The 13,856-nt window shown below is 55.5% G+C and carries 10 protein-coding genes; 9 read left to right on the top strand and 1 reads right to left on the bottom strand.

All coding sequences use genetic code 11. From position 1 onward, the window contains the following. Positions 1–10 precede the first annotated feature (10 nt). The 3 genes from JI721_RS01580 (at position 11) to JI721_RS01570 (ending at position 2,922) form a co-directional block, all read left to right on the top strand. Positions 11–853: a fumarate hydratase gene (locus tag JI721_RS01580; RefSeq protein WP_274456335.1), complete on the top strand. Its 843-nt coding sequence runs from the start codon at positions 11–13 to the stop codon at positions 851–853. An 11-nt stretch (positions 854–864) separates the two neighbouring features. After that, complete coding sequence (locus tag JI721_RS01575; protein WP_274456334.1) at positions 865–1,428, top strand: FumA C-terminus/TtdB family hydratase beta subunit; 564 nt, start codon at positions 865–867, stop codon at positions 1,426–1,428. A 69-nt stretch (positions 1,429–1,497) separates the two neighbouring features. Continuing rightward, entirely contained in the window at positions 1,498–2,922 is a 1,425-nt protein-coding gene (locus tag JI721_RS01570; protein WP_274456333.1) for an MFS transporter, read from the top strand. A gap of 947 nt (positions 2,923–3,869) precedes the next feature. On the opposite strand, the gene JI721_RS01565 is transcribed toward JI721_RS01570, so the two are convergent. Next, entirely contained in the window at positions 3,870–4,523 is a 654-nt protein-coding gene (locus JI721_RS01565) for a CBO0543 family protein (RefSeq protein ID WP_274456332.1), read from the bottom strand. Between the two features lie 278 nt (positions 4,524–4,801). Here JI721_RS01565 and JI721_RS01560 point away from each other — a divergent pair, with 278 nt between their 5' ends. The 6 genes from JI721_RS01560 to JI721_RS01535 all read left to right on the top strand — a co-directional run bounded on the left by JI721_RS01560 (position 4,802) and on the right by JI721_RS01535 (position 13,842). Then, positions 4,802–6,790: a YjhG/YagF family D-xylonate dehydratase gene (locus JI721_RS01560; RefSeq protein ID WP_274457604.1), complete on the top strand. Its 1,989-nt coding sequence runs from the start codon at positions 4,802–4,804 to the stop codon at positions 6,788–6,790. Positions 6,791–7,042: 252 nt separating this feature from the next. Further along, entirely contained in the window at positions 7,043–8,470 is a 1,428-nt protein-coding gene (locus JI721_RS01555) for an MFS transporter (protein ID WP_274456331.1), read from the top strand. Positions 8,471–8,570: 100 nt separating this feature from the next. Continuing rightward, a complete protein-coding gene (locus JI721_RS01550; RefSeq protein WP_274456330.1) occupies positions 8,571–9,674 on the top strand; it encodes a mandelate racemase/muconate lactonizing enzyme family protein in 1,104 nt (367 codons plus the stop codon). A 5-nt stretch (positions 9,675–9,679) separates the two neighbouring features. Then, positions 9,680–10,750 carry a zinc-binding alcohol dehydrogenase family protein gene (locus tag JI721_RS01545; RefSeq protein WP_274456329.1) on the top strand — a complete coding sequence of 357 codons (1,071 nt, stop codon included), beginning with the start codon at positions 9,680–9,682 and terminating at the stop codon, positions 10,748–10,750. Beyond that, a complete protein-coding gene (locus JI721_RS01540; protein WP_274457602.1) occupies positions 10,722–12,914 on the top strand; it encodes a dihydroxy-acid dehydratase domain-containing protein in 2,193 nt (730 codons plus the stop codon). Before JI721_RS01545 ends, JI721_RS01540 begins: the two co-directional genes overlap by 29 nt. Next, entirely contained in the window at positions 12,904–13,842 is a 939-nt protein-coding gene (locus JI721_RS01535; RefSeq protein WP_274456328.1) for a U32 family peptidase, read from the top strand. The genes JI721_RS01540 and JI721_RS01535 overlap by 11 nt, the downstream gene beginning before the upstream one ends. The last annotated feature ends 14 nt before the right edge of the window (positions 13,843–13,856 follow it).

Raw genomic sequence — 13,856 nt, 5'->3', positions numbered from 1 at the left:
AGGGAACGGTGTGAAAACGATTTCGGTGGAAGAGATTGAAAATACTGTGGCGGACCTGTGTAAGCAAGCCAATTTACGACTCCCGCCAGATGTAGTCGCGCGGATTCGGCAAGCCGGAAAAGAAGAACTGTCCCCTGTTGGACGGGAGGTGCTCGATCAGATCCTGGAAAATGCACAACGCGCGTCCGACACAGGGGTGAGCTTGTGTCAGGATGGCGGTGTGACCATTGTTTTTGCGGAGATTGGGCAAGACGTGCATATCGTCGGTGGGTCGTTTGAAGAAGCCGTAAACGCTGGGATTCAAAAAGGCTATCAATCAGCACATCTCCGAGGCTCAATCCTGGATAGTCCGTTTCATGGCAAAAACACAGGGTTTAATGCACCGGGCGTGATCCACACGAAGTTAACGATGGGGGATGACCTTCGAATTCGAGTGATGCCAAAGGGGGGAGGTGCAGATAACATGAGCCAATTAAAGATGCTTGTGCCTGCCGCGGGCGTCGAGGGCATACGTACGTTTGTTCTCGATGTTGTCGAACAGGCGGGTCCCAACGCTTGTCCGCCGCTGATTGTTGGCGTTGGCATTGGCGGAACCTTTGATTCTGTCGCTCAACTCGCAAAGCATGCGCTTCTTCGGGCAGTCGGGGAACCCAACCCTGACGCAGAGATCGCCAAGTTCGAGGCGGAACTTCTGACCGATATCAACAAACTTGGCATTGGCCCGATGGGGCTGGGGGGCACGACCACCGCCATCGCTGTGCACGTCGAGACACATCCGCTGCACATGGCTTCTCTGCCGGTAGCGGTGAATCTGCAGTGTCATTCTGCGAGAGTTCAAACAGCGGTGTTGTGAGGTGGAGTGGCTTGAATCATTGGAAACTGACTTTACCGGCGAAAAAACAGGCGTTCGCCCAGTTGCGTGCGGGTGACCGCGTCCTTTTGTCGGGCACGTTCATCACCGCACGTGACGAAGCGCATCAACGGTTGTACGATTTGGCGCTTGAAGGCAAACCGTGGCCAATCGACGTGGCCGGAGAGTTGATTTATTACGTTGGGCCGTCTCCTGGGTTCGGGGCGTTTGCGGTGGGGGCCGCAGGACCAACAACGAGTTCGAGGATGGATTCCTTTACGCCGCTTATGTTGGAACGCGGGGCAGCAGCGACGATGGGGAAAGGGTATCGCGGGCCTCAAGTAAAGGATGCCATGCTCCGTCACGGTGCCGTTTACTTCGTCGCGATCGGTGGCGTAGGCGCCCTTCTGGGAAGTCGGATTGTTCGACGTGAGGTCATTGCGTACGAAGACTTGGGACCGGAAGCGATTGCACGTGTTTGGGTGGAAGAGTTTCCAGCTTTCGTAGCTTTTGATGTGCTGGGGAATGACATTTATGCTCAGCAGGACGAATGGCGACAGACGAAGTCAAAAGGGTGACCGTAAAGGGGGTGGAACATAGGCGACGAAGACAATCGAAGATCGTTTTCAAAGAGAGTGCTGCCATTCTTGATCGACATTCGTCACGTTGGAATGGAGGTAATTGATTTGCTGAACAGCAGGGCGGAACACGAAGCGGCGTTACTTGCGAGGCTGGACCGATTGCCAGTGTGGCCGTATGCCACGACGGTGTTGTGGATTGTTGGTGTTGGTTACTTAATCGCATTCTTTGATATCACCAATGTTTCATTTGGACTTCCCGTGTTTAGTAAGTTACTGCATCTTACCGCGAGTCAGGCATCGATTCCCATTACTGCAAGCCTATTAGGCTACATTGTGGGCGCTTGGTTGAACAGTAACCTGGCCGATGTCATCGGTCGTAAGCAGGCGATTTTCTCGGCAACACTCTTATTCACGGTTGGCTGCATTGCGACCACTTTTAGTTTCAGTCTTTGGTGGATGATCGTGTGGCGGTTTATTACAGGTATGGGGATCGGTGCTGAAATTGCCGCAATTTCCGCGTATATCGGTGAGTTGGCACCGGCTTCACTTCGCGGACGATATACTGCTTTGGCGAACATTTTCTCGATGGTCGGACAAGGACTGGTGCCCATCGTCGCAATGATTTTGGTCCCTCACTTTCACTGGGGTTGGCGCGGGATGTTTCTGCTCGGTGCACTTGGCGTGATCACGCTGTTCTTCTTCCGCAGCATTCCGGAGTCTCCGCGGTGGCTGCTGACGAAAAACCGTTACGATGAAGCCAAACGGGTGATTGACCAAGCAGAAGCAAAGGCTTCGCAAAAACTGAATGGAAACCTGCCTCCACTTTTGACCACCGCAAGCGAGGTGGAAGGCAAGGGATTTCCAACTGCCGAACTTTTACGGTCACCGTATGTCGGCCGAGTCATCCTGCTGCTGCTGATGTGGTTTGTGTGGTATCTGGGCTGCTATACTTGGTTGGGTATGGCGCCAACGTTCTTTGTTGATAAAGGGTATACACTGACAAGCAGCATTGGTTTTATGTTGGCAGCTTCCATTGGCTATCCTGTAGGCTCCATCCTGTCCACGTGGCTTGGCGACCGCTTTGAACGCAAGTACACCATTCTTGTGGGTATGGTTGTATGGACCATTGGATTCCTTGCGATTGCCTTCTTTGTTTCGCCGGCACTGATTTACACTTCTGTGTTTGTTCTGTCTGGCTCCTTGGGCTTTTTCTTGCCTTTGATGTATGCCTTAACCGCCGAAAGCTTCCCAACGCGCGCTCGAGCAACCGGCGTAAGCCTGACGGACGGCGTGGGTCACCTAGGCGGCGCTGTGGGGCCAATTTTGGCAACGTCGATCTACGCATGGGGTGGTGCACAGGGGTTCACCTCGGCATTTGTCTACATGGCTGTCACCGGCGTTGCGACGATTATCCTGTTGCCCTTTACGATTTCCGCGACGAGAAAGCCGCTGGAATTGGTCACGCGTGATGACGTGGGGGCAGCTGGCTGATCGCATCGCGAGACTCGGTGCAAGTGGGTCAGTTTCACCTCGGTGAAAACGTATTCAAATACGTGGCCAGCCGGTCTGCGTCCGGTCAGGGCAATCACGAGGGGGCCCAGTCGCGGACGGCCGGTGTCCAGGGAGGATCGAAAGCGCCTGAGCGCAAGATTGTGGGGAAGAGAAGTCGTCCAGAGATGGGCGGCTTTTTTGTGTTGCGAGCCAAATGGGTGACCTGTTTCAACGTGATCGAGCGAACTGGCTTTTGGCTCGCTGCGGAGCCGCCGCGGGCCGGTTTGGTGGTATGTAATATAACAGGGTTGACGGAGTGGTTAGTGTTATATTACAATCAGCACAAGCGAACGGAGGGGAGGGAGCGTGAATGGATCAGAACAGTAACTATGGGTGGGTACGTACATCCAGGAAGACGATGGCGGAAGAGTACGGGTGGATACCACCCTTACACCCGAATGAAATGACATGCCGTCAATGTGGGAGGTCGCTGATCGGGGCTCAGGCCGACGGGAGTTGCTGCTGCGAACGGTGCGTTCCTGTTCAATCACAGGACTAATGGAATCGGTTGTACCATGGAAAGGTGGAAATGAAAATGGATAAGGCTGGTCAAATGAAGGTGTCCCGGTTCCTGCAACAGAGCAGGATGTCGACTATCGAAAATGGACAGAAAAGTCAAAAGGTTGTTTCTGATCGCCAGGAGGAAAATGTTTCTTCGTATCAGTGGGTTACAAACCAGGTTGCGGATTATTATGAACGGACCAATCGGTAAATGTCCTCGCTCGTTGTGGACCCTGTACGTGGCTTTGTCATGTACCCATGCGTCGGGTCATCGTGAAGCCATTGGACTTGTTCGCGAAGGGCAAGCGTCAGCCGCGGCCGTAGGATCGCACAGGGTCCACGCACGAGACGTCTTGGTCCGCGCCAGTGTGCAGAGGTACGGGCTGTCAACTCGGCGACGGATTTTTCGGCCCCCGATCAGGCTGGGCAGCCGTTGTTCTTTCCAAATCCTCGCCTCTCGGGACATCCTGATTGCCTTGGCTCTTTTGGAGGTAGGTGAAAAAGTCAGTAATGAATTTCGCCGCCAACATGACGATGAGGTACCCACAGAACAAATAAAAGTAGTTCATCCATTGGTACATTTGAAAGAAGTGAGACCAAACCATGATGGGCTTGAGGACAAACGCAAACAATGCACTCAAGATGGTCGCGTACAAGTAATAACTGCGTTTCTGGTTCAGCGTCCATTGATACACCAGCATATACGTGACGGGCACAAGGGACGCGTCTAATGTTACGCTCGGAAATCGAAATGGAACTACCTTGTACGGGTAAGACCACAACCCCCATGCCAAGCCACAGGCATCAATGTAGGCGAACCAAACATGGATGTTGAGTCCCAAAAAACCGATTCGGAAGGCCTTCTTCCTGTCCAAGGTGAAGTACAACACAACCAACGGCGCCACGAATATTGCGAGGCAAAGCCAAAACTGCCACGTGGCTGCACTCGAGTAATGCAGCCAATAATTCATCCAGGCCTGCTGTGCGTTGTGCTGTGCGTTGACGACGCTGTTTAATACTTGTTGTTGATCGCGAGTCAAGTTGGCATCTACCCCTCGACATTTCTTGTAAAAACATCTTCCCCCAGTTGAACGATCGCAATACATAAAAAACAGACAGTACTGAAAATGACGTCATCCCCGGGTTTCAGCTGTCATCCTGCGCATTCATGGCACACTTCTTGCGATTAGCTTTGGATCACGATGGCGCTGGGCATGCCAGCCCATGCCGTGGTGTGGCCGACGTGCTGCAGGTGGGTGTCAATTCGAGACCAATTCGAGGCCGGGGGGATCGTTGCGTGAACTTCTTACAAGATGTCATGGAATCGGATGATGAACGGATCTTTCAAGTATGGACGACCGCTGCCGGACCACAGGGGAAGCTGCCCTTGACCGAGGACATGCTTCGTACATGGGCGAGCGGTGATTTGTTCGGCTGGACGCAAAACGCGGGGATGGGTTGGAATGTCAATCGCCTGGCGAGTCGCCAAATTCTGATTCTCAGCACGCAGGGGGGAATCCGTGATCGCGATGGCACACCGATTGCGCTAGGGTATCACACGGGCCACTGGGAGATTGGGCTGCTGGTGCAAAGCGCCGCCCAAGCTCTGCAGGCACAGGGGGCGATTCCCTTTGCTGCATACGTCAGCGATCCCTGTGACGGTCGCTCGCAAGGGACCGCAGCCATGTTCGACTCGCTGCCCTATCGAAACGACGCATCCATGGTCATGCGCCGGTTGATTCGGTCGCTGCCGACCCGGGAAGCCGTGATTGGGGTGGCTACCTGTGATAAAGGACTCCCCGCGCTGATGATGGCGTTGGCCAGTTTCAGGAACATGCCGGTGGTGCTCATCCCCGGCGGGGTCACATTAGCGCCCGAAGATGGCGAAGACGCAGGGAAAGTCCAGACCATCAGCGCGCGATTCACGCACGGCGAGATCACGTTGGAAGAAGCGGCGAAGCTCGGCTGCCGGGCCTGCGCAACACCTGGCGGCGGGTGTCAGTTTCTGGGCACCGCAGCGACTTCTCAGGTGGTCGCGGAAGCATTGGGCCTCGCCATGGTGCACTCTGCGCTGGCGCCATCGGGGCAGCCCATTTGGGAACAGATGGCCAGGCAATCCGCGCTTGCCGCGATGGAACAGATCAGACTCGGCCTGACGGGGAAGGACATCCTGACAGACGCGTCGATTCGAAACGCGATGGTCGTGCACGCGGCCTTCGGCGGTTCCACCAACCTGCTGTTGCACATTCCTGCGATCGCGCACGCGGCCAGGTTGAAAGTTCCGGAGGTACGGGACTGGATTGAGGTCAACCGTGAAGTTCCGCGCCTGGTCAGCGTATTGCCAAACGGCCCGGAGCACCATCCAACCGTTCGTGTATTTCTGGCGGGCGGCGTCCCCGAGGTCATGCTGCAGCTGCGCAAGGAAGGCGGCGTGCTGGATGAGCGTGTGTTGACGGCTGCAGGCGTTCCGCTCAAGGACGTCCTCGATTGGTGGGAGGACTCCGAGCGTCGCTGGAAGCTGCGAAAGCGACTGGTGGAAGTCGACGGAATCGATGCGGACCGGGTCATCATGAGTCGGACGACTGCCCACGCTCGCGGGATGAGGTCTACGGTAACGTTCCCGGTCGGAAACATTGCGCCGGAAGGGGCCGTCATCAAGTCCACCGCTATCGACCCAAGTGTGCTGGACGAGGAGGGTGTGTATCGGCATACCGGGGCCATCAAGGTCTTCACGTCTGAGCGCAGCGCAATCGAGGCCATTAAAACCGGTGGCATCGTGGCGGGGGACATTCTGGTGCTGATGGGTAGGGGGCCGGCCGGAACGGGTATGGAGGAAACGTACCAATTAACGTCCGCGCTGAAGCACCTGCCGTTTGGCAAACATGTGAGTTTGCTGACGGACGCCCGCTTTTCAGGGGTGTCCACAGGGGCTTGCATCGGACACATCGGTCCGGAGGCGCTCGCGGGGGGACCCATTGGGAAGCTGCGGACGGGGGATGTAGTTGAAATCGTGATCGATACACAACGATTGGAAGGCACCGTGAACTTCATCGGCGAAGGGGGTCGGCGCTTTCCGCCGGAAGAGGGGCAGGAGATTTTGAACGCGCGTGAGCTGCACCCGGACCTTGCCCCCGATCCGGATCTGCCGGATGACACGCGCCTGTGGGCAGCGCTGCAGAATGTGAGCGGGGGCACGTGGCGGGGGAGTGTGTATGACGTGGAGCGGATTCTCGAAGTGCTGGATGCAGGGCAGCAGGCGTTGAACCGTGGGCAAACGGTACCCGACGACCATCAGGACGGCAGATGACACGGCGTTGCAAATTGAAACCCTGCTGCGTGCTGTCCGCGGTTCATTTTTGCACACGCACGATGCAAGCGTCGTCAACCCGATCTCGAGAGAATTACCACGACAGCGGATTCGTTGCATGAATTGTTGTCTAAATGTTGGAACAAATTTTGCTATGTCGTTGGATGGATGCGCATGACCCAATTGCTTCGGAGAATCAATCGGGTCTGGGTGTTTGCATCTCACTAGACACTTGAGGAGGGGTTGAATGTTATGGCATCCACCGCACATTCGGCGTCCATGGAACAAAGAATGAACAGCGCCATTACGCACCTCATCAATAAGTACAGCTCCGGCGGGAATCGCATTGGGTGGCTGATGATCGCGTCCATTTTCATTGAGGCTTGGGATTTGTATTCCATCTCTTTTGTGCTCATCTTTATTAAACAGATTTATCACCCGAATAACTTGATGCTGGGACTTGCTTCCGGCGGGACACAGGCAGGCGCGCTCGTTGGCGCCATGCTCGGCGGCTGGATGACCGACAAGTTCGGTCGACGGAAAGTGTTTATGACAACGATGGTCATGTTCATCATCTTTGGATTCGCGCAGGCGTTTGCGCCGAATATGATGGCGCTGGCGATCATTCGCTTTTTCCTCGGGCTTCCGCTGGGTGCCGATATTGCGAACGGTTACACCTACATCATGGAATTCATGAAAAAAGGTGACCGCGAAGTGATGGGCAACCGTTGGCAGTTCATGTTCGCCGTCGGAGAAATCATCGCGATCGGCGTGATCTTGATTTTCATCCTTACGAAGGTCAACAATGACACCCTGTGGCGTATCATTCTCGGAATGTCTTGTCTCCCGGCGGTTATCCTCTTTATTCTGCGTTGGAATTTGCCAGAAACCGCAATTTGGTTGATTCAAAAAGGTCGATTTGTAGAAGCGAAAAAAGTATCCCAGCAAATTTACGGGGATTCGCTGGATATGCTGCCGAATGAAGATGTGAAAGTGAACCGTCCAAATCTCGGCGCATTTTTGCGGGAGATTAAAAAAGACCGGGTGGCGTGGAAGGCAACTCAGTTTGGGTGGATCTCCAACTTTGTCCAAGGCTTTGAGTTTAGCACATTCAGTTTCTATACCCCGGTGATTATTGCGATGCTTGGTGTTGCGGGTACGACTGGAAACGACCTCATCATGATGGTGTTGTACATTATCGCTGCCATTTCCGGTTGGGTCGGTCCCTTGTTTACTGCAAAATACGGGCAGCGTTCGCTGAGCCTCTGGGGATTCGGGATTGTGTTTATTTCCTTGATTCTTGGCGCCGTCGCGCTCTTTACCGGTGAAAAGTTCCTGTTCCCCTTCGTCTGTGCGTTGATGCTGTGGGGACACTATTGGGATGCCGAAAACGGCATGACCATCGTAACGGTCGTGGCTCCTCCAAAATACCGTGGCACGGCCAGCGGTTTTGCCTACATGTTTGTAAAGGCGGCGGGTTTCGTTGGACTGCTCTTCTTCCCGACGATCATCGCAGACCTTGGAGAAGGCGGTGCAACGCTGTTTGTGGCCATTTTCCCACTCATTGCATGGCTCGCTGCAAAGTATATCCTGCCGGAAATGTTTGGCTATGAAGAAACGACGTTCTCCCCAACGTATGGAGATCAAGAAAACGCACCGCCGAGTCTGTCGATTGACTGAACACCGAAGACGAGCGTTGAAGCGAACAAAACGAAGGGGGCGCGACAAGCTCCGTTCGTTGTTCACAAGTTGGAAGATGCCACGGTAAGGAGACAGACATATGGCAAATGACAGCCAGATTGTAGACGTCATCACCTCCTTATATCACATTCCCTTGCCCGAAGTGATGGGCGATGCAAAACACGGCATGCACACGCATTTCGATGTTCCGATTGTCAAAGTGATTGTACAAGATGGGCGCCAGGGCATTGGTTATACGTATACCGGTGGTCTCGGCGGACGCGCGATTGCGAGCCTCATCGAACACGACTTGAGGCCGTTCCTGCTTGGCCAAGATGCATCTTGCGTAGAATCCCTGTGGGACGCGATGCAGTGGAAAATCCATTACATCGGACGGGGAGGCCTCGCGTCCTTTGCGATTTCTGCGGTCGATATTGCACTCTGGGACCTGCGGGCGAAGAAGGCAGACGAACCCCTGTGGAAACTCCTTGGCGGCGCTGACAACAGCGTAAAAGCGTATGCCGGGGCGATTGATTTGAACTTTCCGTTGGAAAAACTGCTTCAAAACAACCGGACGTATCTGGAACGCGGCTTTCGCGCTGTCAAAATCAAGCTCGGTCAAGAACGTCTCGAAGAAGACATCGAACGCATTGCGGCGGTTCGGGAACTCATTGGGCCGGATGTTGACTTGATGGTCGATGCGAATATGAAGTGGTCGGTTGCGACCGCCATCACCGCAGCAAAACGGATGAAACCTTACAATGTTCTTTGGCTCGAAGAACCGACGATTCCGGAGGACTACGACGGATACCTCCGGATTTCGGAACGGGGTGGAATTCCAATCGCTGCTGGTGAAAACTATCGAACGATTTATGAGTTTGCGTGTGCCATGACACGTGGGAAGATTGATTTCCCGCAGCCGGACGCTTCAAACATCGGCGGTATCACTGGATGGCTGAAAGTCGCACACCTCGCGCAAACCTATAATTTACCGGTTTGCAGCCACGGCATGCAGGAGTTGCACGTGAGTCTGTTGTCTGCAATGCCAAACGGAGCATATCTGGAAGTGCACAGTTTTCCGATTGATGCATACACCACGCGCCCGCTTGTCCTGCAAGACGGGCGGGCGGTCGCTCCCAATGTGACAGGGACGGGTGTGGAATTTCGGTGGGATCTTTTGGAACCGTTTGAACAATCGAGGTGAGCAGCTTGTTGGCTGTACAAATCGTCAGTCCTGGACGGGTGGACGTGATTGAGAAAGCGATGCCTCGCATTCAAAACGAGGATGAGGTCCTCATCAAAGTGCAAATGGTAGGCGTCTGTGGGTCGGATATGCATATTTACCATGGGCAGTCACCGGTGGCAACGTATCCGCGAATCATTGGTCATGAAATGGTCGGCGAAGTCGTCGAAATTGGCCCAAACGTGAACCAACTGGTCCCCGGAGACAAGGTTGTGATGGAACCGATTCAATGGTGTGGTGCGTGCTACGCGTGTCAGTCCGGCCGCAGGAACGTCTGTGTTCATCTTCAGGTTTATGGCGTTCACCGAGATGGCGCATATCAGGAATACATGGTCCTCCCTGAGCGGATTGTTCACAAGGTGGACCGCAGGCTGGCCTGGCATGAAGCTGTTCTTGTTGAACCGTTTACCATCGGTGCTCAAGCGAACTGGCGGGGAGAGGTACGCGCTGGTGACACGGTATTCATCCTAGGTGCGGGTCCCATCGGTCTTTGCGCGCTGCAAGTTGCGAAAATGACCGGGGCGACCTGCATCGTCTCTGATTTGAGTGATGCTAAATTGGCCTATGCATGCTCGCTTGGCGCTGACCATCTGCTGAATCCAGGAAAGGTTGATGTGGAAGCCGAGATTCAGGAGATTACCGACGGACTCGGCCCAAACGTGACGATTGATGCAGCTTGCACAGTACACACCTTTGAGCAGGCCGTTCGGGTGACCTCTGTCGCAGGCAGAGTGGTTGTGCTTGGATTGACAGCAGCTCCTTCACAAATCGCACAACTCGACATCACCAAAAAGGAATTGACTGTCGTCGGTTCAAGACTGCAGACGGACAAATTCCCGACAGTGATTGAATGGTTTAACACTGGACGCATCAAGGCGGACACGTTTGCGACGCATCGATTTCCGATTGAGGAGATAGAACGAGCGTTTGCTTTCATCGAGTCACATCCAAACGAGATTCGCAAGGTACTGCTCGAAATCGGGTGCAGTATGAGGAAAGGAAGTGTTGATGGACATGGAATCCCGCTTACGCGTTGACAACCCCGTCAATCCCTATCAGTGGAATGTGCAAGGCAAGGCCAACGAACCGATTACTGTCGCGGGGTTGTTGGACAAGGCGCGGCACATTCTCGGGAGGGAAGTGGCCGATGTGCCGGTCACGTGGACACTCGATGAAATCTACCGGCGGCTCGAAGAGAATGCGCCGCGGATCGCCATTCTTGGCGGCTCGTGGGATCACCCGGCGCACATCATGGATCTCGGTACGGTGCTGCGGGCAGCCGTTGCGCTGTGGCAGCGGGGAGCGGTGCCATTCTACGCCGCCACGCCGGTCCTCTGCGACGGCACGGCGCAGGATAACATGGGGATGAGTTATTCCCTGCAAAGCCGGAACGCCATTTCGTCGATGGTCGTGAATCACATGGAAGCCCAGAGTTATCACGGCGCGTTCGTGATTCAGGGCTGTGACAAGCAGCCGCTCGGCGTGGTTTGCGCACTTGCGCATCTTGACGTTGTGCGGCGAACCCGGGGCGAGGCGCCCGTGTGGGCAACGTTTGCGCCGGTACATGTCCTCAAGGGGGGCACCATCCCGGACAAACTGAAGATGGAATTGGAAGAGGTGGCGAAGCGGGCGGAATCGCAAGGCTTCCAGGACATCGCCGATGACCTCCGAGACGCGATGCGTTACATTTTGCAATGCTCATCGAACACCGCGTTTCAAGGTGTGTTCACGCGGGCGGTCGTGAAAGGCGTGATCACGAAAGAACAGCACAAGCGCTACGAACAGGTGCTGGCCGTAAATACGTGTGACGCAGCCGGCGGCATTTGTGCATTCCATGGGACGGGCAACAGTTCCCGCGACTTGGTTGCCGGACTTGGACTGGTTCATCCGGCTGTGGAGATTCTGACCATGCCGCCCACTCGGGCGCAGGTCGAGGAATCGGTCGATGGCCTCATCTCTATCATTAACCGGCCGGAATTCAGCGTATCGGAGCTGGTCAAGGCGAACATTCGGAATGCCATTCGCATTCACAGCGCGGCGGGCGGTTCGGCGAACTTGATGATGCACATGGTCGCGGCGATGATTTACAGCGGCGAGCCATACAGTGTATACGATGTGGAGCGTGTCCTCAAGGCGTATCCGATCCCGGATCTGTACGACTACAGTCTGACGGAAGGCCGCGATGTGTATGCGTTGGCGCTTCAGTGCGGGGCCGGTCTGTCGCGGGGCATGGAGTCGCTCTTTTACGAACTCATTCAAAACGGCGTCCCAATGAACGTGGATGCGCCAACCGTAACCGGAACGACGTGGCGAGCGCGATTGCAGGACAAACGCGGGTTGTCCGCGGACCATGTCAAAGACAACCCCATCATTCTCTCAAAGCCACGGCGCCCGTTCAGTGGCGTTGACGTGTTGCGCAGCAACTTTTTTGAAAGCGCCGTCGTGAAAATCAGTGGCATGTCCACTGCGCAATTGGATGAATTTGAAAACAAGGTCGCCGTCGTGGTCTATTACAACAGTGAAGAGGAGGCGAACCATCATCTGCTGGACGTTGAACTGACCGAGAAGTGGAAGCGAGAACGGATTGTGGATATGGATTTGCTGCGGCAAATCCATCGACTGAACGGGGGAGATGGAGAGCCGCCACAGAGCTATGACAAATGTTTTGACCAACTGATTGAAGCCCGCCTGCTGAAGGTGGCGGTCGTGATTGGCGGACAGGGGCCGGAGGCTTTTGGTATGCCGGAGATGTTTACGCCGATGCAGCATATCAACGCGAACAAGTTGTTGCAAAAGCTGACGGTGTTGATGAGTGATGGCCGATACTCCGGCGTGACGTACGGCGCAGCAATTGGACACGTGACGCCCGAGGCGATCGCGGGCGGCGGGATTTTGTATCTGCAGACGGGCGACCTGGTGCATCTCGGGTTTCGGTCGAAACAGATCGACTTGCTCGATCGCGATGCCTTGCGTGCCGGCCGCATCGTGGCCGCCGCAGACAACTGGATGGCAGCGCGGCGTGAACTCGGCTTGTCGCGGAAGACGCGGATGATGGAACGGCGCCGGCAGATCGCGGCCGGGAATCGCCTGGTTGGACACACCGATGCGGCGCACGGCGTGGTCCCCCAGGCGGTTTGGGACGAGGCCGAGTGGCATGCGTCAGCGCACACAGCACAGGAGGTGGCGATTGATGTTCGATGAATCCAGAGCAGCACTGACGAAGATTGGGTTGCCGGCGAGTGACGATGCAGCGTGGCAGGCCAGTGCGAAACGGTTCGCCGACGGGGCACAGGTGCGCGTTGAGATTCCAAGCTGCGAAGGGCCGGAAGTGCTGCGAGCCGTACTCGAAGAGGCGGAGCGGCTCGATGTTCGTTTGCATCGAATCTCCCAAGGCAGCGGAATCATGTTGATGACGGATAGTGAGATTCGGGAGATGGCCAAACTCGGGGCCGAGGCTGGCATCGAAATCAGCCTGTTCATTGGGCCCCGTGCCGGATGGCACCTGAGCGCGCTCGCGAAGTCGGAGACTGGCGGCATCGCCAAGAGCCGGGCGATGGGTATGGAACAGATTGTTCAATCCGTGGAAGAGGTCAAACGGGCCCACGGGTTGGGGATTCGGAGCGTGCTGGTTTCAGATGAGGGGCTGTTATGGGTGCTTGGTGAGCTGCGGAAACGGGGTGACCTGCCGGCGGACATGAAGTATAAAGTGTCGGTCATGGCCGGGGTGACCAACCCGGCGACTGCCGCCGTTTTGGAGCGTTTTGGAGCGAACACGCTCAACGTCGCGACGGACCTCACGCTCGCACAGTTGGCGGCCGTGCGTTCGGTGACCAACGTTCCACTGGACATTTATGTTGAAGTGCCGGACGATGTCGGAGGTTTCGTGCGATATTATGAAATCCCAGAGTTGATTCGACTGGCGAGTCCGGTGTACATCAAGTTTGGTGTTCGGAATGCGCCGAACATCTACCCGTCCGGGGAACACCTGAAGGACCTGGCCGTCAAGCTCGGCCGCGAGCGGGTACGCCGCGCGCGGATTGGTCTGGAGCTGCTGGACCGGTACTTCCCGGAAGCCAGAATGAGTGTCCCAGGACAGCGTGCCGATGACCTCGCAGTGCCCGTGGTATAAGAGAGATGACGGGT

This window comes from Alicyclobacillus cycloheptanicus, assembly GCF_028751525.1.
GTDB lineage: Bacteria > Bacillota > Bacilli > Alicyclobacillales > Alicyclobacillaceae > Alicyclobacillus_L > Alicyclobacillus_L cycloheptanicus.
Note: the sequence above shows the minus strand (reverse complement) of the source record. Positions and strands in the feature narration are given on the sequence as shown.

Excerpts from the sequence above, each read along its gene's own strand:
- JI721_RS01550 (WP_274456330.1), top strand. The coding sequence starts at position 8,571 with ATGGCAAATGACAGCCAGATTGTAGACGTCATCACCTCCTTATATCAC.
- JI721_RS01555 (WP_274456331.1), top strand. The coding sequence starts at position 7,043 with ATGGCATCCACCGCACATTCGGCGTCCATGGAACAAAGAATGAACAGC.
- JI721_RS01540 (WP_274457602.1), top strand. The coding sequence starts at position 10,722 with ATGGACATGGAATCCCGCTTACGCGTTGACAACCCCGTCAATCCCTAT.
- JI721_RS01560 (WP_274457604.1), top strand. The coding sequence starts at position 4,802 with ATGGAATCGGATGATGAACGGATCTTTCAAGTATGGACGACCGCTGCC.
- JI721_RS01535 (WP_274456328.1), top strand. The coding sequence starts at position 12,904 with ATGTTCGATGAATCCAGAGCAGCACTGACGAAGATTGGGTTGCCGGCG.